The organism is Rhizobium bangladeshense (assembly GCF_001662075.1).
Lineage (GTDB): Bacteria > Pseudomonadota > Alphaproteobacteria > Rhizobiales > Rhizobiaceae > Rhizobium > Rhizobium bangladeshense_B.
This window is the reverse complement of record NZ_LYPL01000010.1, coordinates 23,556-41,664: the sequence shown is the minus strand read 5'-3', so window position 1 is coordinate 41,664 and position 18,109 is coordinate 23,556. Positions and strand designations below refer to the sequence as shown.

At 61.8% G+C, this 18,109-nt stretch carries 19 protein-coding genes and 1 pseudogene; 14 read left to right on the top strand and 6 right to left on the bottom strand.

What is annotated here, in order from left to right:
- Positions 1 to 16 precede the first annotated feature (16 nt).
- Complete coding sequence (locus A7X77_RS19670; RefSeq protein WP_064684527.1) at positions 17 to 640, bottom strand: TetR/AcrR family transcriptional regulator; 624 nt, start codon at positions 638 to 640, stop codon at positions 17 to 19.
- Between the two features lie 128 nt (positions 641 to 768).
- On the opposite strand from A7X77_RS19670, the gene A7X77_RS19665 reads away from it, so the two are divergent.
- A complete protein-coding gene (locus A7X77_RS19665; RefSeq protein WP_064684526.1) occupies positions 769 to 984 on the top strand; it encodes a hypothetical protein in 216 nt (71 codons plus the stop codon).
- A 114-nt stretch (positions 985 to 1,098) separates the two neighbouring features.
- A pseudogene (locus A7X77_RS34030) lies at positions 1,099 to 1,294 on the top strand (hydantoinase B/oxoprolinase family protein); the annotation flags it as partial.
- 89 nt (positions 1,295 to 1,383) lie between these two features.
- Here A7X77_RS34030 and A7X77_RS19660 read toward each other — a convergent pair.
- A complete protein-coding gene (locus tag A7X77_RS19660) occupies positions 1,384 to 2,241 on the bottom strand; it encodes an SDR family oxidoreductase (protein ID WP_064684709.1) in 858 nt (285 codons plus the stop codon).
- Between the two features lie 256 nt (positions 2,242 to 2,497).
- Here A7X77_RS19660 and A7X77_RS19655 point away from each other — a divergent pair, with 256 nt between their 5' ends.
- From A7X77_RS19655 to A7X77_RS19645, 3 genes are all read left to right on the top strand, one after another.
- Positions 2,498 to 3,337, top strand: a complete 840-nt coding sequence (locus A7X77_RS19655; RefSeq protein WP_064684525.1) for an IclR family transcriptional regulator — start codon at positions 2,498 to 2,500, stop codon at positions 3,335 to 3,337.
- A 71-nt stretch (positions 3,338 to 3,408) separates the two neighbouring features.
- A complete protein-coding gene (locus tag A7X77_RS19650; RefSeq protein ID WP_064684524.1) occupies positions 3,409 to 3,663 on the top strand; it encodes a FitA-like ribbon-helix-helix domain-containing protein in 255 nt (84 codons plus the stop codon).
- The gene (locus A7X77_RS19645) at positions 3,660 to 4,106 is read left to right on the top strand and encodes a type II toxin-antitoxin system VapC family toxin (RefSeq protein ID WP_064684523.1); all 447 of its coding nucleotides are present in this window, start codon (positions 3,660 to 3,662) and stop codon (positions 4,104 to 4,106) included. Before A7X77_RS19650 ends, A7X77_RS19645 begins: the two co-directional genes overlap by 4 nt.
- Before the next feature lie 17 nt (positions 4,107 to 4,123).
- Here the strand turns inward: A7X77_RS19645 and A7X77_RS19640 are convergent, their stop codons facing one another.
- Together A7X77_RS19640 and A7X77_RS19635 are read right to left on the bottom strand one after the other, a co-directional pair.
- A complete protein-coding gene (locus tag A7X77_RS19640; RefSeq protein ID WP_064684522.1) occupies positions 4,124 to 5,332 on the bottom strand; it encodes an amidohydrolase/deacetylase family metallohydrolase in 1,209 nt (402 codons plus the stop codon).
- A gap of 263 nt (positions 5,333 to 5,595) precedes the next feature.
- On the bottom strand, positions 5,596 to 6,462 hold the full coding sequence (locus A7X77_RS19635; RefSeq protein WP_064684521.1) for a sigma-70 family RNA polymerase sigma factor: 867 nt from the start codon (positions 6,460 to 6,462) through the stop codon (positions 5,596 to 5,598).
- A 108-nt stretch (positions 6,463 to 6,570) separates the two neighbouring features.
- On the opposite strand from A7X77_RS19635, the gene A7X77_RS19630 reads away from it, so the two are divergent.
- On the top strand, positions 6,571 to 7,029 hold the full coding sequence (locus A7X77_RS19630; RefSeq protein WP_064684520.1) for a carboxymuconolactone decarboxylase family protein: 459 nt from the start codon (positions 6,571 to 6,573) through the stop codon (positions 7,027 to 7,029).
- A 62-nt stretch (positions 7,030 to 7,091) separates the two neighbouring features.
- On the opposite strand, the gene rhaI is transcribed toward A7X77_RS19630, so the two are convergent.
- Positions 7,092 to 8,384 (bottom strand): L-rhamnose catabolism isomerase, encoded by a 1,293-nt coding sequence (rhaI, locus tag A7X77_RS19625; RefSeq protein WP_064684519.1) that lies wholly within the window; start codon positions 8,382 to 8,384, stop codon positions 7,092 to 7,094.
- Between the two features lie 79 nt (positions 8,385 to 8,463).
- Between rhaI and A7X77_RS19620 the strand changes: the two genes are divergently transcribed.
- On the top strand, positions 8,464 to 8,622 hold the full coding sequence (locus A7X77_RS19620; RefSeq protein WP_003547831.1) for a YqaE/Pmp3 family membrane protein: 159 nt from the start codon (positions 8,464 to 8,466) through the stop codon (positions 8,620 to 8,622).
- A gap of 1 nt (position 8,623) precedes the next feature.
- On the opposite strand, the gene A7X77_RS19615 is transcribed toward A7X77_RS19620, so the two are convergent.
- Positions 8,624 to 10,720, bottom strand: a complete 2,097-nt coding sequence (locus A7X77_RS19615) for a bifunctional rhamnulose-1-phosphate aldolase/short-chain dehydrogenase (RefSeq protein ID WP_064684518.1) — start codon at positions 10,718 to 10,720, stop codon at positions 8,624 to 8,626.
- A gap of 198 nt (positions 10,721 to 10,918) precedes the next feature.
- On the opposite strand from A7X77_RS19615, the gene A7X77_RS19610 reads away from it, so the two are divergent.
- The 7 genes from A7X77_RS19610 to A7X77_RS19580 all read left to right on the top strand — a co-directional run bounded on the left by A7X77_RS19610 (position 10,919) and on the right by A7X77_RS19580 (position 18,092).
- Positions 10,919 to 11,731, top strand: a complete 813-nt coding sequence (locus A7X77_RS19610) for a DeoR/GlpR family DNA-binding transcription regulator (RefSeq protein WP_064684517.1) — start codon at positions 10,919 to 10,921, stop codon at positions 11,729 to 11,731.
- A 45-nt stretch (positions 11,732 to 11,776) separates the two neighbouring features.
- Positions 11,777 to 12,772: a rhamnose ABC transporter substrate-binding protein gene (gene rhaS / locus A7X77_RS19605; RefSeq protein WP_064684516.1), complete on the top strand. Its 996-nt coding sequence runs from the start codon at positions 11,777 to 11,779 to the stop codon at positions 12,770 to 12,772.
- Positions 12,773 to 12,844: 72 nt separating this feature from the next.
- Positions 12,845 to 14,380 carry a sugar ABC transporter ATP-binding protein gene (locus tag A7X77_RS19600; protein WP_064684515.1) on the top strand — a complete coding sequence of 512 codons (1,536 nt, stop codon included), beginning with the start codon at positions 12,845 to 12,847 and terminating at the stop codon, positions 14,378 to 14,380.
- Positions 14,381 to 14,390: 10 nt separating this feature from the next.
- The gene (locus A7X77_RS19595; RefSeq protein ID WP_064684514.1) at positions 14,391 to 15,392 is read left to right on the top strand and encodes an ABC transporter permease; all 1,002 of its coding nucleotides are present in this window, start codon (positions 14,391 to 14,393) and stop codon (positions 15,390 to 15,392) included.
- A complete protein-coding gene (locus tag A7X77_RS19590) occupies positions 15,389 to 16,399 on the top strand; it encodes an ABC transporter permease (protein WP_064684513.1) in 1,011 nt (336 codons plus the stop codon). The genes A7X77_RS19595 and A7X77_RS19590 overlap by 4 nt, the downstream gene beginning before the upstream one ends.
- Positions 16,396 to 16,716 (top strand): L-rhamnose mutarotase, encoded by a 321-nt coding sequence (gene rhaM / locus A7X77_RS19585; protein ID WP_064684512.1) that lies wholly within the window; start codon positions 16,396 to 16,398, stop codon positions 16,714 to 16,716. Before A7X77_RS19590 ends, rhaM begins: the two co-directional genes overlap by 4 nt.
- On the top strand, positions 16,713 to 18,092 hold the full coding sequence (locus A7X77_RS19580; RefSeq protein ID WP_064684511.1) for an FGGY-family carbohydrate kinase: 1,380 nt from the start codon (positions 16,713 to 16,715) through the stop codon (positions 18,090 to 18,092). Before rhaM ends, A7X77_RS19580 begins: the two co-directional genes overlap by 4 nt.
- Positions 18,093 to 18,109 lie beyond the last annotated feature (17 nt).

The window sequence follows — 18,109 nt, the reverse complement described above, 5'->3', positions numbered from 1 at the left end:
CAAGGTTCCCCGGAGGTCAGGTGAAAGAGGCGATCGCCGCCCTGCAGGCCTTGGCGAAATGACCGCAACAGCTTGCGGCACCCATAGCCTGGCGGCTGACGCGCGCGCCTTCGAGCAGCAGCGTCAGCGTATCGGCAAGGAGTTGAGGTTCGCGCGCATCGGCTGCCGAACAGAGCGCGGCCAGACGATCGCGCTGTTCGGCCTTGTGCCTCTCGATCATCTCGTGGGCAGGATGGCCCTCGCCCTTCAGTTCGATGGCGGCATTGGCGAGATCGCAGCCGGCGGGCTCGCCGTTCAGACATTGCGCCCGCATCTCGACCCAGGCGTCCAACTGGGCGCCGGGATCGCCGGGATGGGCCGCCTCCAGATCCCGCCAGATGGCATCCGCCTTTTCGGAGGCGCGGCGCAGTGTCTCGCAGACGAGCTCGTCCTTCGAGCCGAAATGCCGGTAAAGCGTCATCTTGTTGGTCGATGCCGCATCGGCGATGGCATCGACGCCGATGCCGCGAATGCCGTGTTCGCGGAAAAGCTCGGAGGCGGTCGAGACGATGCGCTCCCGCGGAGGGATGCGATCTTCTGGAGCGGCGGCGGAGATTTCACTCGAAGTTTCTGATTTTTTTGCGGACGAAGTCCTTGACATCAATGTGACCGATCGGTAACAACTGTATTGTTACTTACCGGTAACACCACAGGCTGCCAAAGTCAATGCCGAGGGCTTGGCGACGCAAAGTGGAACACGGGCGACCGCCCACGAAAGGAGGACAAGCCATGAGAAAGACCAGAGACGACCTGACGATATCCGAAGCCCTCCGCGACCCCCTGATCGCCATGGTATTGCGCGCCGACGGCGTGAAGCTTGAAGATTTCAAGCAACTCCTGGAGACGGCCGCCGGGAACCGCGAACCGCGCCCGACGCCGGTCGGCAAAATGATCGGAGCACTCGCAAGCCGCGCCAATCTGCCTGCGATGCCCTGCTTCTGCTGAAAACAACTTTCTGAATACCGGGGGATCTCTCCCTGCCCCCGACAAGGGCTGTCGTCATAAAGAGGCGGCGGCCCTTGCTGCTTGATCGTAGTGACCGGAAAGCGCCCTGAGGGCATTCTCTCCTCGCATCGAACGATCCGGCCGTTCGGCCTGTTCGGCGGGAAAGACGGACAGCTGGGGGAAAACCGAGATCCGTCGCGCCGACGGCACCGTCGAATGGCTCGAAGGCTGCGACCAGGCAATGCTCGCCGCCGGGGACGCCGTGATCGTCACGACGCCGACCGGCGGCGGCTTCGGCAGGCCGCACTGAAGCGTGTCACATCAGACTTGATCGACACGCTTCAGCTCCTCGTTCAAGCAGGTCTTTCACCCGGAACCGCCAATTCCGTCCGACCTGCATCACAGGATCGGCTTGCCGCCGGTGACCGCGATTGTCGTGCCGGAGACATAGCTCGACAAAGGATCGGCCAGCATCACGTAGGCTGTTGCAAGCTCGGCCGGCTGGCCCGGCCGTTTCATCGGCACCTGCTTGCCGAAATTGCTGACGCTTTCCTCAGGAAGCGTCGAGGGAATGAGCGGCGTCCAGATCGGCCCCGGTGCCACGGCGTTGGCGCGAATGCCTTTCTCGGCCAGCAGCTGGGCGAGGCCGGCAGTGAAATTCTGGATCGCCCCCTTGGTCGTCGCATAGGCGAGCAGTGTCGGATTCGGACTGTCGGAGTTGATCGAGGCGGTATTGATGATAGCGCTGCCGGGCTTCATATGGGGGACGGCAGCCTTGGTCAGGTAGAACATCGCGTGGATGTTGACCTTGAAGGTCAGTTCCCACTCCTCGTCGCTGATTTCGTCGATGCTCTTGAAACTTGCCTGATGCGCGGCATTGTTGACGAGAATGTCGATGCCGCCAAGCTCCTTGACCGCGGTGTCGACGATCTGCCGGCAATGAGCCGGATCCTGGATATCGCCGCTGACGAGCACGGCCTTGCGTCCGGCCTCTTCGACGAGTCGCTTCGTATCGTCGGCGTCTTCATCCTCGTCGAGATAGGAAATCACCAAGTCGGCGCCTTCCCTGGCATAGGCGATGGCCACCGCCCGGCCGATGCCGCTATCGCCGCCGGTGATAATCGCCCGCTTGCCCTTCAACCGTTCGGAACCGCGATAGCTTTTCTCGCCATGATCGGGGACGGGATCCATTTGTGCGGTAAAACCCGGCATGGGCTGTTTCTGGGACGGGAAAGGCGGTGTCGGATAATTCGTCATCATGACCTCCTGGGTTCGGGGTCAAACTCAGGCTGCGGCTTGTTGTTCCAAGCGGGATTACGACTGCATTGTTTTCGGATTAAAATGACCGGAAACATCGAGGATGCATCATGGTGCGTGTCGAGGGAGGAAGTAGGGGTCCGTCTCAGCGAATTGCGCACACCCGCCGACGTGATCAACCTACAAAATGTTGCGATTTGCCACAGCGACCGCTATGCCATAGTAATGTAACACGATCGCAGTGTTAACGAGGTGCATGGAATTGGACGGAAAGACATCACCCGCAGTTTACTCCGAAGATGAGGGCCATGCCGATGAAGCCGCCGGCAAGGGTGCGCGCCGCGCGCGCGTCAGCGGCATCGACCGGGCGCTTCAGGTGATCGATCATCTCTACGAGACGGGATCGCCCGCCGGCGTCTATGCCATCGCCAAGGCGGTGAAGGCGCCGCTTTCGACCGTCTACGTCATCGTCGACGATCTCGTCGAGAAGAACATGCTGACACGCCAGGCGGACGGCTCGATCTGGCTCGGCGCGCGGCTTTATCACTACGGGCTCGCCTATGCCCGGTCGCTGGATTTCATGAGCATCGCCACCCACGAGATGCACGACCTCTGCCGCCAGGCCGGCGAGACAGTGCAGGTCTGCGGCCGCGACGGCGATTATATGCTGGTGCTTGCCATGGCCGATGGCCCGAGCCACTTCCAGGTGGCATCGCGCGTCGGCACCCGGGTGCCGCTGAACTGGACAGCATCCGGCCGCCTGCTCGTCGGCCATCTGCCGGAGCAGGAGCGCATCGAGCTCTTCAAGCGCTGCGCCCGCTCGTCGCCGACCGGCCGCGCCGAGATCGATCCGGGCACGCTATCGGAAGCCGCCGCAAAGGCCTTCGAGGCCCGCCTGTCGATCCAGGCCGGGGAATCGGATTATGCGGTTGCCTGCATCGCCTCGCCGATCTGCGACCGTGACGGCCATTGCGTCGCCACCATTTCCATCGTGCTGCCGGAGCAGAAGGCTTTTTCCGACGAGAACCACTATACCGCGCATGTGCGCAATTCGGCGGAGCGGATCGAAAAGCTGATGGGCTGGCGCAACCGCTAGCGTCTCCTGATTGCGGCATGACTGCATAATGGCTATATTGCTGTCATTGACAGCATCTTCGGAGTTTGCATATGGCCATTCTGACAGTTCGAAATGTGCCCGATGAGGTGCACCGCGCATTGCGTCTGCGGGCGGCGATACACGGCCGCAGCACCGAGGCGGAGGTCCGTGACATTCTGGAAAATGCGGTGAAACCCGAGCAGCGTATTCGCATGGGGGATGCCTTGGCGGAAATCGGTCGACAGTCAGGGCTGTCCAATGTTGATTTCGAAGGGCTCGACCAGCTACGCGATAGGGCGCCGGCGGAACCATTGAGGTTTGAATGATCGTTCTGGATACGAACGTTCTTTCCGAGGCGATGAAACCAGCCCCTCATTCGGCTGTGCGGTCATGGCTGAACGAGCAGGTTGCCGAAACCTTGTATTTGTCGAGTGTGACGTTGGCGGAGCTGCTGTTTGGCATCGGCGCGCTGCCTGACGGTCGGCGCAAGGCGGCTCTAACCGAAACACTCGGCGGCATACTCGAACTGTTTCGGGATCGCGTGTTGTCGTTCGACGCAGAAGCAGCCCGACACTATGGCGATCTAGCCGTCAGGGCTCGTGCGGGCGGCAAAGGATTTCCAACCCCGGACGGATATATTGCCGCCATCGCCGCATCGAAGGGGTTTATGGTCGCAACACGCGACGTCAGCCCCTTTGAAGCCGCGGGACTTACTGTCGTAAATCCCTGGAACCACCACACACCTCACGCCTTTGGGACGGATTTCTGATCGATCCGCCGTATATCCTATCGGTACGAATAACCGTGGCTATGGCGCACGAGCTTGCGCGCTCGCGGCACGTAGCGGCTGGCAGCGAATGCCTCGGCGCCGATCACCGCGTAGCGCGGCTCGAACAGCTTGTTGAGGACCGAGACGTCGCCGTTGGAATCCGTCGCCTCGAGGTCGGAATCGACAAGGTCGAAAATGGTGAATTCCGCCTGCGCGCCGACCGAAAGCCGGTTCTCCATCGGCAGCTTGATGACCGATGCCGGCGCATGGGTGACGGCTTCAACCACCTGGTCGAAGGGCATGCCGACGCTGAGCAGCTTTGACATCGTCGTCGCCAGGTCCCAGACCGGAAAATTCATCGAGTGGCCGTGTAGGTCGGTCGAGATCGAGAAGGGCAGCAGACCGCGAGCGATCGCTGCTTCCGCCACCTTGAAGGAGAAGGAGGCGCCGCCATGGCCGATGTCGAGGCGGATGCCCTCCGAAGCGCAGCGCTCGGCGAGATTGAAGAGATCCTCGTCCTCCATGATGCTCGACCCGGCCTTGCCGTTGAAGCAGTGGGTGACGACGTCGCCGGGGCCGAGGATTTCGAGCACTTCATCATAGAGCGCCGGCGGCTCGCCGACATGCACCATCATCGGCACTTTGAGGATCTTGGCAATCTTCTTGCCGAGCTTGACCGGGGTGACGCCCCAGGAACCGGTGATGACGTGGCTGGCGCGCACCTTGATGCCGACGATATGCTCGCTGTTTTCGGCATAGACTTCGAGGATGCGGTCGAGATCGATATCTCTGATGTCCCTCAGTTCAGCGACGCGGTTGCAGGCGACAAGACCAATCGAGCCGAGGTTCAGGAACGCCTTGATGCGCTCGCGCGAGGGCTCGATAATATATTCGCGGAAACCGTGGAAATTCGCCTCGCCGGCCGACCCGGCATCGACAAGCGTTGTCACGCCACGCTCGAGACCGCATTCGGAAGGGCGGATCGAAATGTCGGTGCCGCCATGCCAGATATGCACATGCAGGTCGATCCAGCCTGGCGAGATGAAGGCACCCTTGCCGTTGATGCGCGTCACATCCTGGGAGACCGCGAGCGACGACCCGATCTCAGCGATCCTGCCCTCGCCATCGACGAGAATGTCGATCACCCCCTCGCCTGTACCCGCACCGACAGCGACCGGTTTGACATTGGTAAGGAGAAGCGGCTTCTTCACCTGCTCGCCGGACATATATGTATTCCTTCCGAAATCTGGGAATCGCTTCCTGCCCATCCGTCCAAGTCGCTATGGAGAGTGAAGGAAACTAGAGATGGCGGCTCATACAATCACACCTGAGGAATTCCGTAATTATGACATATGAGGCTGTATAATAGAATAAAGCCAAGGTTATCGCTGTCAAGGAATCTATCACGGAAAATCACCTCCGGCTCGCGACGCCGCAATCGTAGAGGCGCCCTCCTACCGAGCCGGTCTGTTTCGAACATCAACACGTTTCAATCCCGAAGGATCGAATAGTTGATCCGTTGCAGATGATCCGGATCGGCGACGGCGTCGATCGCAACAATCCTGTCATTGCCGATCGCCAGCGTCACCGCGACGCGAATCTGACCGCCAATATCCACGACAAATCCAACTTCGCCGTTGACGACGGCGATCTGCGCCGCCTGTGCCCGACCCTTGAAGGCCTGGGCCACATCGGCCGCGCCGCGCATTTCGCCAATGCCATATCGGGCCGCCGTTGCATCCGGCCGGAAGACGACGTCGGGCGCGAGCACTGCAAGCAGCGCCTCCAGATCGCTGCTGCGGGAGGCGGCAAGAAAGGCCTCGGCGATGGTCCGCTTGTGGGCAAAATCGATCTCCGGCGCCTCGTCCACGCCCTGCACTCTTCGGCGCGCGCGGCTTGCGAGCTGTCGGGCGGCAGCGGATGAGCGGCCGATAATCGGCGCAATCTCATCGAACGGCAGATCGAACATGTCGTGCAGCACGAAAGCGACACGTTCGGCAGGCGCCAGCGTCTGCAGCACGACGAGCAGTGCCAGGCCGACGGAATCGGCGAAGGCTGCCTCGCGTTCCGGATCCGTCGCAGGATCGGCCAGCCCGGCATGAGCGAGCATATCCAGCGGCTCCTCGCGCCGGCTTTTGCGCGCCCGCAGCATGTCGAGGCAGATACGCGCCACGACCGTCGTCAGCCAACCGCTGAGATTTCCGACACCGCTCGTATCGGCCCGGCTCAACCGCAGCCAGGCCTCTTGAACGGCGTCCTCCGCCTCGCTGCGGGAGCCGAGCATGCGATAGGCGGCGGCGCGCAAATGTGCCCGGTTCGCCTCGAATTCATCAGCCAGCCATTTTTTCTCGTTCATCCGTCACATTCCTTCGCTGCGGTCCGTCAAACCTATGACGAATGGAAGCCGGCCGATGTGACAGTGCCGGCGGAGCGTCGAACCGCAAACGCATCAAGGAGACATATCATGCAGGAGAGAATGGGAAATCCCGCCCTCGTCCTTCCCGCGGCCATGCAGGCGCTGACGGCGCTGGGCAAAGTGCCGGCAGAGGCGGGTCTTTCACCGACGCTGCTCGAACTCGTCAATCTTCGCGCCAGCCAGATCAACGGCTGCAGCGTCTGCATCGACGGGCATCCGCGCATCGCCAAGAAGCTCGGCGAGACCGATGAAAGGCTCTTTGCCGTCAGCGCCTGGCGCGACACACCCTATTTCAACGATGCCGAACGGGCGGCGCTTGCGCTGACCGAGGCCGTGACCCGCACCAGCGACCGCGCCGACCCGGTGCCGGACGAGATCTGGGACGAGGCGACCCGGCACTATGACGGCAGGAGCCTTGCGGCCCTCGTCATCGCCATCGCCAATATAAACGTCTGGAACCGGCTGAACATCGCCACCCGCCAGATCGCCGGCGCCTGGAAGCCGTAAACGGCAATGGCCGGCAGTGCGTCATCCGCACTGCCGGCCATCCTTTTATTCAGTTTCGAAATTCAGATGATACCGCCGCCGCCGGCAACGGAAGCCGGACGCTCGGCCGCCACCTTGTTGCGGTAGCCGCTGGCGCGGTAGGCGGCGATCGGGTCGATCGCGCCGCCGGCCCGGCGCCGGGCTTCGGCGAGGATCGGCTCGACATCGGCGCGATAGGCGCGCTTCAGCGTTTCCGACGCCATCAGCGCGTCATTGTCCTGCTGGTAACCCTCGAGCGCCTTGCGGTCGACGATCAGCGCCTGCGCATAGGCGCGGCGGATTTCGTTGGCGCTGTTGATCAGACTCTCGATCGGGTCGGTGACATTGTGCGACTGGTCGATCATATGGGCCGGATTGAAGTCGCTGACGCCGCGCTGCTCGGCATCGACCAGCTCGTTGAAAACGAGGAACAGCCGGTAAGGATCGATCACGCCGGCGTCGAGATCGTCGTCGCCATATTTCGAATCGTTGAAGTGGAAGCCGCCGAGCTTGCCGAACTGGATCAGGCGGGCGACAATCATTTCGATATTGGTGTTCGGTGCATGATGGCCGAGATCGACGAGGCAATAGGCCTTGGGGCCGAGCGTCTGGGCGATCAGGTAGTTGGTGCCCCAATCCTGCACGATCGTCGAATAGAAGGCCGGCTCGTACATCTTGTGCTCGGTGAAGAGCTTCCAGTCGTCGGGCAGTGCCTTGTAAATATCAGCCATCGAGGCGAGGTAACGCTCGAACGCCCTGGTAAAACTGCTCTGGCCGGGGAAGTTCGAGCCGTCGCCGATCCACACCGTCAGCGCCTTCGAGCCGATCGCCTTGCCGATCTCGATGCATTCGAGATTGTGCTCGACCGCCTGGGCCCGTGTTGCCGCATCCGTATGGCTGAGCGAGCCGTATTTGTAGGAATGGGCCTGGCCCGGAGCATCCGAAAAGGTGTTCGAGTTCATCGCATCGAAACCGAGGCCGAGCGCATCGCCCTTGGCCTTCAATTCCCGTGAATCCGCCTTGTCCCAGGGGATATGCAGCGAGACGTTCGGTGTCGCCCGCGTCAGCTGGTTGATGACGGCGCAATCGTCGAGCTTGTCGAAGATGCCACGCGGCTCGCCGGTGCCGGGGAAGCGGGCAAAGCGCGTGCCGCCGGTGCCGACACCCCAGGAGGGAACGGCGACGAAGAACTCGCTGACTTTGCGCATCACCGCTTCGATATCGACGCCGCGCCGATCGAGCGTCGCACCCAATGCGTCGTAATCGGCTTTCAGCGCCGCCGCCCGCTTTTCATTTTCCGTCGCGACCAGATCCGGCGCAATCCTGAATTCAGCCATTGTTTCCTCCCACCTCGCGAACCATAGAACCGTGGTTTGCGTTCTAATGCTTGCATGTCTTCAAAACTCAGGAGCTACGATGGACGTTGTCCGCATTCTTCTTGCGATCATCCTGCCGCCCCTTGGCGTATTCCTGCAGGTCGGGATCGGCCTGCATTTCTGGCTCAACATATTGCTGACGCTTTGCGGCTATGTGCCGGGGATCATCCATGCAATATGGGTGATCCTGCGGAAGTAGCTCAGCGCGTGAAGCTTTGGACGTTGCCGGCATCAACATTGATGATGTTGCCGGTCGATTTTGCCGAAAGGTCCGAGGCGAGGAAGTAGATCGCCTCGGCGATATCCTCCGGAAACACGTTGAGTTTCAGCATCGAACGCTTGCGGTAATGCTCCTCGAGATCGTCCACCTCGATTTTCGACGAGGCGGCGCGCTGTTCGCGCCATTCGCCGCTCCAGATCTTCGATCCGCGCAGGACGGCGTCCGGGTTAACGGTGTTGACTCGGATGCCGGCATCCGCGCCTTCCAGTGCCAGGCAACGGGCGAGATGGATTTCGGCAGCCTTTGCAGTGCAATAGGCAGAGGCATTCGGCGAAGCGGCAAGACCGTTTTTCGAGGCGACGAAGACGATGTTGCCGCCGAGCGTCTGACGGCGGAACAGGCGGAAGGCTTCGCGCGACACCAGGAAATAACCGGTCGCCAGAATGTCGACATTGCGGTTCCAGGTCGCAAGCTCGGTGGCTTCGATCGGCGCGGAAGAGGCAATGCCGGCATTCGAGACGAGGATATCGATGCCGCCGAATTCGACCGAGGCTTCCGCGAAAGAGGCGATCACCGCCTCTTCCTTGGTGACGTCGAGCGGGACGCTGCGCACAGCGTCGGCGCCAAACTTCTTGACGAAATCGGCCTCGGTGGCTTCAAGTGCCGCCTGGTCGATATCGGCAAGCACCACGCAGGCGCCCTCGCCGACGAGGCGCGCGGCCGTCGCCCGGCCGATGCCGCCGGCGCCACCGGTGACGAAGGCCACCCGGCCGGCAAGGCTCTTCGGCTTCGGCATGCGCTGCAGCTTCGCCTCTTCGAGCAGCCAGTACTCGATGTCGAAGGCCTCCTGCTCCGGCAGGCCCTGATATTCCGAGACCGTCGAGGCGCCGCGCATGACGTTGATGGCATTGACGTAGAATTCGCTGGCGATGCGTGCTGTCGCCTTGTCGCGGGCAAAGGACAGCATGCCGACGCCGGGAACGAGGAAAATCACCGGATTGGCGTCGCGCATGGCGGGCGAATTGTCATGCTTGCAGTCGTTGTAATAGCGGGCGTAGTCGGCGCGGTAATCTTCCAGCGCCTGGTCGAGACCGGCAATGATCGCGTCAACATCCGGTTTGGCGGGATCGAAATCGACGATCAGAGGGCGGATCTTGGTGCGCAGGAAATGATCCGGGCAGCTGGTGCCGAGCGCGCCGAGCGGACGCAGATCCCTGGAATTGACGAATTCGAGCACGGCGTCCTGATCGTCGAAATGCCCGAGCTTGCGCTCCTGCTTGCCGATGCGGCCGCGAATCTCCGGCATCAGCCGGGCGGCGATGGCGCGGCGTTCGGCAACCGGCAGGCTCTGCGTGACCGCGCCGCCGAAAATCGTCTTGCCTTCGGTCTTTTCGGCAAACCAGACGATCGCCTTGTTGATGATCTCAAGCGTCAGCTCGTAGCAGGTCTTGGCATCATTCGCCCAGGTGAAGAGGCCGTGGCTTTCGAGCACGACGCCCTTGGCGTTCGGGTTCGCCTTGACGAAGGCTTCGAGATCGAGGCCGAGCTGGAAGCCCGGACGGCGCCAGGGCAGCCAGCCGATCTCGTTGCCGAAGATCTGCTGCGTCAGCTCCTTCGAATTCTTCGAGGCGGCGATGGCGATGATCGCATCGGGATGCATGTGATCGACATGGGTGAAGGGCACGAAACCGTGCAGGGGCGTGTCGATCGAGGCGGCGCGGCCGTTGAGGTTGAAGGTGCAGTGCGGCAGGAAGCCGACCATGCGATCTTCGTCCTCGACACCTTTATAGATGGATTTCAGCGATTCCAGCTTGTCCTGGTAGAGAGTAGCGAAACCGTCGAGCTTGATCGTGCCGACGTCGCCGCCGGAGCCCTTGACCCAGAGCACTTTGACCTTGCCGCCATCAAGCGGATCGGTTTCCATCACCTTCGCCGAGGTGTTGCCGCCGCCATAGTTGGTGATGCGCTTGTCGGCGCCGAGCAGATTGGAGCGATAGAGAAGCTTGCCGGGCTCGTCGAGGCCCGCCGCGTACCCATCATCCCACCGGTTTTCCAGAAGCCGGACGTTCGCCGCCATATCATCCTCCCATATCAGGCTTGTCGGGGGCGGCGATCAGCGCGCCCTTTCGCTCACGGTATCGCGCATCAAAAGTGCGCTTGTCAATCGAAAACGATCAAAAACGATTATGCTGCATCGCAATATGAAAATTTATGATCGTTTGTGATTGACAGCCTTTAACGGATACGAAATAAATATGACAAGAGGAGGAACCCAATGCACGAACGCGAACGCCATCGCATCATTCTAAGCGCCGTTCAGGAAAAGTCCGTCGTTACCATCCAGGACATCTCCGAGCTGACGGAAGCCTCTGAAGCGACGATCCGGCGCGATATCGCGGCTCTGCATGTGCAGGGCAAGATCCGTCGTGTCCGCGGCGGCGCCGAGGCCGTGCATCCGCCGCAGCTCGGCAATCTCGCCGGCCGGCCCTTCCGGGTTTCAGAATCAGTCAACATCGATAAAAAGCGCGCAATCGCGCGCGCAGCGGTCGATCTCTGCGAGGCCGGCGACGCCATCATCATCAATGGCGGCACGACGACCTTCCAGATGGTGCATTACATGGCCGGCCACCGCATGCAGGTGATGACCAATTCTTTTGCCATCGCCGAACATCTGGTGAAGCATTCCAAGAATACGGTGACGGTACCTGGCGGCGCGATCTATCGCGAGCAAAGCCTTATCCTGTCGCCTTTCGACAATGACGCGATCCGCAATTTCTATGCGCGGCGCATGTTCATCGGCGCGCAGGGCGTCGGCCCGCTCGGCATCATGGAGGCGGACGCGCTCATCATCCAGAGCGAGCAGAAGCTGATGCACCAGGCCGACGAGTTGGTCGTCATGGTCGATTCAAGCAAATTCAATCGCCGGTCGAGCCTCATTCTCTGCGCGCTCGATCGTGTTTCTGTGGTCATCACCGATGACGGGATCTCGGAGGAGGCGGCGCGCATGGTCGAGAATGCCGGCGTCCGGCTTGTTGTCGCAAGCCCGGTAACCCAGGCTGTGAGGGAGGATTCCTCGTCGGTTGCATGAGGCGCCGCCGAGGTGTGGAAGTCTAATCTTTAGGGAGGAAAGCACATGAAACTCGCAAAGACACTTGCGCTCGGCGTCGCGCTCGCCGTCGCCATGATGGCCGGCACCGCCAGCGCCGAGGACATCAAGATCGGCCTCGTCGTGAAGTCGCTCGGCAACGGCTTCTTCGACGCCGCCAACAAGGGCGCCCAGGAAGCCGCCAAGGAACTCGGCGGCGTCGAGGTCATCTACACCGGTCCGACGTCGACGACGGCCGAAGGCCAGATCGAAGTCATCAACTCGCTGATCGCCCAGGGCGTCGACGCCATCGCTGTCTCGGCAAATGATCCGGACGCGCTCGTTCCGGCGCTGAAGAAGGCGACCCAGCGCGGCATCAAGGTCATCTCCTGGGATTCCGGCGTCGCACCGGAAGGCCGCATCCTGCAGCTCAACCCCTCGTCCAACGAGCTGATCGGCAAGATGTGCCTGACACTCGCCAAGAATCATCTGGAAGGCGGCAAGGGTGACTTCGCCATCCTGTCGGCAACGACCACCTCGACCAACCAGAACATCTGGATCGACCAGATGAAGAAGCAGCTCAAGGATTTCCCAGGCCTCAACCTCGTCACCACGGTCTATGGCGACGACCTCTCGGACAAGTCCTATCGTGAAGCCGAAGGTCTGCTGAAGTCGAACCCGAACGTCAAGGTCATCGTCGCTCCGACGACCGTCGGCGTTCTCGCCGCTTCCAAGGTCGTCGAAGACAAGGGCCTCGTTGGCAAGGTCTACGTGACCGGTCTCGGCCTGCCGTCCGAAATGGCCGGCGCGATCAAGTCTGGCGCCACGAAGGAATTCGCCATCTGGAACCCGATCGATCTCGGCTATTCCGCAACCCAGATCGCCTATCGCCTCGTCAAGGGCGAGACCGACGGCAAGCCGGGCAGCGAGATCGAAGTCGGCCGCATGGGCAAGATCAAGGTCGGCGACAACGGCGAAGCCGCCATGGCCGATCCCTTCGTCTACAATGCTTCGAACATCGACCAGTTCTCCAAGGTCTTCTGATCCGGAGCGACGTTTAAAAGCCCGGCGGCCGATGGTCGCCGGGATTTCCCTTTCGACACTGGTAGAAATCTGATGAACGCCGCCCTTCAACAACCCGTCACGGACAGCAAAACCGGCGACGCGCCCGCCGTTCTGGAAATGCGCGGCATCTCGCAGATCTTTCCTGGTGTGAAGGCGCTCGACAATGTCAGTATCGCGCTTCATCCGGGCACGGTGACGGCGCTGATCGGCGAAAACGGCGCCGGCAAGTCGACGCTCGTCAAGATCCTGACCGGCATCTACTGGCCGAACGAAGGCGAGATCCTCGTCGACGGCCAGCCGACGAGTTTTGCCAGCGCCCAGGCCGCCATCGACGCCGGCGTCACCGCCATTCATCAGGAAACCGTGCTTTTTGACGAGCTGACGGTCGCCGAAAACATCTTCCTCGGCCATGCGCCGCGCACGCGCCTGCGCACCATCGACTGGCAGACGATGAACAGCCGCTCCAAGACGCTGCTGACCGCGCTCGAAAGCAATATCGACCCAACCATCCGGCTGAAGGACCTCTCGATCGCGCAACGCCATCTGGTGGCGATCGCGCGCGCTTTGTCGATCGAGGCCCGCATCGTCATCATGGACGAGCCGACCGCCGCCCTTTCCCGCAAGGAGATCGACGATCTCTTCCGCATTGTCCGGGGCCTGAAGGACCAGGGCAAGGCGATCCTGTTCATCAGCCACAAGTTCGACGAGCTTTACGAAATCGCCGACGATTTCGTCGTCTTCCGCGACGGCCGTGCGGTCGGCCAGGGACGCCTCAAGGAAACACCGCAGGACGAGATAGTCCGCATGATGGTCGGCCGCGATGTCGAGAACGTCTTTCCGAAGATCGACGTCGCCATCGGGGGGCCGGTGCTCGAAGTCGAGGAATACAGCCATCGCACCGAGTTTCGCGACATTTCACTGACGCTGCGCAAGGGCGAGATCCTCGGTGTCTACGGCCTGATCGGCGCCGGACGTTCGGAATTCGCGCAATCGCTCTTCGGCATTACCAAGCCGCTCTCCGGCAGGCTGAGGCTCGAAGGCCGGGAAATCTCGATCAACTCGCCGCATGATGCCATCAAAGCCGGCATCGTCTACGTGCCGGAGGAGCGCGGCCGCCACGGCCTGGCGCTGCCGATGCCGATCTACCAGAACATGACGCTGCCTTCGCTGGCGCGCACCTCGCGCAAGGGCTTTCTGCAGGCGGCGGAAGAATTCGCGCTCGCCCGCAAATATGCCGAGCGGCTGGATCTGCGCGCCGCAGCCCTCTCCGTACCTGTCGGCACGCTGTCGGGCGGCAACCAGCAAAAGGTCGTCATCGGCAAATGGCTCGCCACCAAGCCCAGGGTCATCATCCTCGACGAGCCGACGAAGGGCATCGACATCGGCTCGAAGGCCGCCGTGCACGGCTTCATTAGCGAACTTGCCGCAGAGGGACTCTCAATCATCATGATCTCTTCCGAACTGCCCGAAATCATCGGCATGTCGGATCGTGTGCTGGTGATGAAGGAGGGCCTGTCGGCCGGGCTCTTCGAGCGCGATCAGCTCTCGCCGGAAGCGCTGGTGCGCGCGGCGACCGGGAATGCATGAGGTAGTGAGCATGGCAAGACTGATCAGAAAACGCGAAACCCTGCTGTTCCTCATCATCGTCGTGATGATCGCGGTCTTTTCGACCCGCGCTGCGGATTTCGCCACACCCGGCAATCTCGCCGGCATCTTCAACGATACCTCCATCCTGATTATCCTGGCGCTCGCCCAGATGACGGTCATTCTGACGAAATCGATCGACCTTTCCGTAGCCGCCAACCTCGCCTTCACCGGCATGGCGATCGCGATGATGAATGCCGCTTTTCCCGGCCTGCCGCTCGTCGTGCTCATCCTTACAGCGATCATCATTGGCGCCGCGCTCGGCACGATCAACGGCCTCCTCGTCTGGCGTCTCGAGATCCCGCCGATCGTCGTCACCCTCGGCACGCTTACCATCTATCGCGGCATGGCTTTCGTGCTTTCCGGCGGCGCCTGGGTAAACGCGCATCAGATGACGCCGACCTTCCTCTCCGTCCCCCGCACGCCGATCCTCGGCCTGCCGGTGCTGAGTTGGGTCGCGATCATTATCGTCGCGCTGATGTACATGTTGCTGCGCTACAGCCAGTTCGGCCGCTCGGCCTATGCGACCGGCGGCAATCCGACCGCGGCGGTCTATGCCGGCATCGATACGGGCCGGACGAAATTCCTGGCCTTCGTCCTCTCGGGTGCCTTGGCGGGTCTCGCGAGCTATCTCTGGGTGTCGCGTTATGCTGTCGCCTATGTCGATATCGCCAACGGTTTCGAACTCGACAGTGTTGCCGCCTGCGTCATTGGTGGCATTTCGATTGCCGGCGGTGTCGGCTCGGTCGCCGGCACGGTGCTCGGCGCGCTCTTCCTCGGCGTCATCAAGAACGCCCTGCCGGTCATCGGTATTTCACCCTTCACCCAGATGGCGATATCAGGCACCGTCATCATTCTCGCCGTCGCCTTCAACGCCCGGCGTGAGCGCAATCGGGGCCGCATCATCCTGCGCGACCGCGCCGCAGCCGACACCCGAACGGAGGCCGCAGCATGAGCGCCGTTTCCACCCCGTCCGAAAAGCGGGTCATCCCCGACCGCCTCGGCACACCGTTGCGCCGCATCATCGCAAGCTGGGAAGTGCTGCTCTTTGGCGTCGCCGTCCTGATCTTCATCTTCAATTCCCTGGCTTCGCCCTATTTCCTCGATGCCTGGAACCTCTCGGACGCCACCTTCAACTTCACCGAAAAGGCGATGATCGCCTTTGCCATGGCGCTGCTCGTCATATCAGGCGAGATCGACCTCTCGGTTGCTGCGATCATCGCGCTCGCCTCGACCGCGATGGGAGCGGCAGCTCAAGCCGGCATCGGCACGCCCGGCCTTGTGCTGATCGGCATCGGCACCGGCCTTGCCTGCGGTATCTTCAACGGTGTGCTCATCTCCGTGCTGAAACTGCCGTCGATCGTGGTCACCATCGGCACGATGAGCCTTTTCCGCGGCATTTCCTATATCGTGCTCGGCGACCAGGCCTATGGCAAATACCCCGCCGATTTCGCCTATTTCGGTCAGGGCTACGTATTCTGGGTCTTTTCCTTCGAATTCGTGCTCTTCATCGTCGTCGCGATCCTCTTCGCCATCCTGCTGCATGCGACGAATTTCGGCCGGCAGGTCTATGCGATCGGCAATAACGACTTCGCTGCCCGCTTCTCCGGCATCCCGGTCGAGCGCGTCAAATTCATCCTCTTCCTGCTGACCGGCATCATGAGCGGTGTCGCCGCCGTCTGCCTGACCTCGCGCCTCGGCTCGACCCGGCCGTCGATCGCCCAGGGATGGGAACTCGAGGTCGTCACCATGGTCGTGCTCGGCGGGATTTCGATCCTCGGCGGCTCGGGCAGGATCGGCGGCGTCGTCATCGCCGCCTTCGTCATGGGCCTCGTCACATTCGGCCTCGGCCTGCTAAACGTGCCTGGCATCGTCATGTCGATCTTCATCGGCCTGCTGCTCATCATCACCATCGCCATCCCGATCATCGCCCGCCGCATCAAGCTCATGAGCTCCCGATGACATTGGAAAAACACGCCTTCAAGATGCAGCTCCATCCCGGCATGGAAGCCGAATACCGCAAGCGGCATGACGAGATCTGGCCGGAACTGGTCGATCTCCTGCACCAGTCGGGCGCCAGCGACTATTCCATCCATCTCGACCGCGACACCAACACGCTGTTCGGCGTGCTGACGCGGCCGAAGGACCACACGATGGCGAGCCTGCCGGAGCATCCCGTCATGAAGAAATGGTGGGCGCACATGGCCGATATCATGGCGACGAACCCGGACAATTCGCCTGTTCAAAGCGACCTCGTCACCCTCTTCCATATGCCATGACCGCCCCCCCCTATCGCCGCATCGCCGTTCTCGACATCGGCAAGACCAATGCCAAGGTCGTTGTTCTCGACAGCGGGACGGGCGCCGAGATCGCCGTCCTGAAACGGCCGAACGTTACGATCAAGACCGGCCCCTACCCGCATTACGATATAGAGGCTCTCTGGTCCTTCGCGCTCGATGCCCTGAAGACGCTGGCGCGGGAACCCGGTTTCGACGCCATTTCGATCACCACCCATGGCGCCGCCGCCGCGCTGCTCGATCAGCACGGTCAGCTCGCCATGCCTGTGATCGACTACGAATACGAATATCCCGAAGCGATCCGCGATGGCTATGCGGCCTTGCGCCCCTCCTTCGACGAGACCTTCTCGCCGCGCCTCGCGATGGGCCTCAATGTCGGCGCCCAGCTGCATTACCAGAGAACCGCCTTTCCCGAGGCGTTCGCTGAGGTGGCGACCATTCTCACCTATGCGCAATATTGGACGGCGCGGCTGACCGGTGTCGCCGCCAACGAGCTGACCTCGCTCGGCTGCCATACCGACCTCTGGAATCCAAAGACCGGCAGCTATTCCTCGCTTGTCGACAGGCTCGGCATCCGCGCGCTGATGGCGCCGATCCGTTCCGCCTTCGATGCGCTCGGCCCGGTGCTGCCGGAGATTGCCGCGGAGCTTGGGCTCGCAGCCCCCGTGCCGGTCTATTGCGGCATCCACGATTCAAATGCCTCGCTGCTGCCGCATCTGGTCCATCGCGAGGCCCCCTTCGCCGTCGTCTCCACTGGCACATGGGTGATCAATTTCGGCGTCGGCGGCGATCTCGATCACCTCGATGCCAAACGCGATGCGCTCGCCAATGTCGATGCCTATGGCCGGGCCGTCCCCTCCTCGCGTTTCATGGGCGGGCGGGAATTCGAGATCCTGTCGGCGGAAATCGGCCCTGTCGATGAGAAGGCGGCCCAGGTGGCGATCGGCCCCGTCATCGAAAAGGGCACAATGCTGCTGCCCAACATCGCCCCCGGTTCCGGACCCTTTCCGGAAAAGACCAGCCGCTGGATCGGCGCTGAAGAGGCGAGCCGCGAGGAGCGGCATGCCGCCGCCTGCCTCTATCTCGCTTTGATGACCGATGCCTGCCTCGAACTGATCGGCGCCAAAGGTCCGGTCATCGTCGAAGGGCCTTTTGCCCTGAACGAGATCTATTTAAAGCTGCTTGCCGCCCTTGCCGGCCGCGAGGTCCTCGCCCTTCCCGGCTCGACCGGCACTAGCCAGGGTGCTGCCCTTCTCACCGGCATCCGGCCGGTATCCAGCGCCGAGACGCATGTTCCGCCGGCCGAAATCGCGGGGCTTTTCGCCTATCGCGATCGCTGGTACGCGGCGATGGAGTAAGCTTTCCTAAATATGGC

Excerpts from the sequence above, each read along its gene's own strand:
- A7X77_RS19670 (WP_064684527.1), bottom strand. The coding sequence starts at position 640 with ATGTCAAGGACTTCGTCCGCAAAAAAATCAGAAACTTCGAGTGAAATC.
- A7X77_RS19665 (WP_064684526.1), top strand. The coding sequence starts at position 769 with ATGAGAAAGACCAGAGACGACCTGACGATATCCGAAGCCCTCCGCGAC.
- A7X77_RS19660 (WP_064684709.1), bottom strand. The coding sequence starts at position 2,241 with ATGACGAATTATCCGACACCGCCTTTCCCGTCCCAGAAACAGCCCATG.
- A7X77_RS19655 (WP_064684525.1), top strand. The coding sequence starts at position 2,498 with ATGGAATTGGACGGAAAGACATCACCCGCAGTTTACTCCGAAGATGAG.
- A7X77_RS19650 (WP_064684524.1), top strand. The coding sequence starts at position 3,409 with ATGGCCATTCTGACAGTTCGAAATGTGCCCGATGAGGTGCACCGCGCA.
- A7X77_RS19645 (WP_064684523.1), top strand. The coding sequence starts at position 3,660 with ATGATCGTTCTGGATACGAACGTTCTTTCCGAGGCGATGAAACCAGCC.
- A7X77_RS19640 (WP_064684522.1), bottom strand. The coding sequence starts at position 5,332 with ATGTCCGGCGAGCAGGTGAAGAAGCCGCTTCTCCTTACCAATGTCAAA.
- A7X77_RS19635 (WP_064684521.1), bottom strand. The coding sequence starts at position 6,462 with ATGAACGAGAAAAAATGGCTGGCTGATGAATTCGAGGCGAACCGGGCA.
- A7X77_RS19630 (WP_064684520.1), top strand. The coding sequence starts at position 6,571 with ATGCAGGAGAGAATGGGAAATCCCGCCCTCGTCCTTCCCGCGGCCATG.
- rhaI (WP_064684519.1), bottom strand. The coding sequence starts at position 8,384 with ATGGCTGAATTCAGGATTGCGCCGGATCTGGTCGCGACGGAAAATGAA.
- A7X77_RS19620 (WP_003547831.1), top strand. The coding sequence starts at position 8,464 with ATGGACGTTGTCCGCATTCTTCTTGCGATCATCCTGCCGCCCCTTGGC.
- A7X77_RS19615 (WP_064684518.1), bottom strand. The coding sequence starts at position 10,720 with ATGGCGGCGAACGTCCGGCTTCTGGAAAACCGGTGGGATGATGGGTAC.
- A7X77_RS19610 (WP_064684517.1), top strand. The coding sequence starts at position 10,919 with ATGCACGAACGCGAACGCCATCGCATCATTCTAAGCGCCGTTCAGGAA.
- rhaS (WP_064684516.1), top strand. The coding sequence starts at position 11,777 with ATGAAACTCGCAAAGACACTTGCGCTCGGCGTCGCGCTCGCCGTCGCC.
- A7X77_RS19600 (WP_064684515.1), top strand. The coding sequence starts at position 12,845 with ATGAACGCCGCCCTTCAACAACCCGTCACGGACAGCAAAACCGGCGAC.
- A7X77_RS19595 (WP_064684514.1), top strand. The coding sequence starts at position 14,391 with ATGGCAAGACTGATCAGAAAACGCGAAACCCTGCTGTTCCTCATCATC.
- A7X77_RS19590 (WP_064684513.1), top strand. The coding sequence starts at position 15,389 with ATGAGCGCCGTTTCCACCCCGTCCGAAAAGCGGGTCATCCCCGACCGC.
- rhaM (WP_064684512.1), top strand. The coding sequence starts at position 16,396 with ATGACATTGGAAAAACACGCCTTCAAGATGCAGCTCCATCCCGGCATG.
- A7X77_RS19580 (WP_064684511.1), top strand. The coding sequence starts at position 16,713 with ATGACCGCCCCCCCCTATCGCCGCATCGCCGTTCTCGACATCGGCAAG.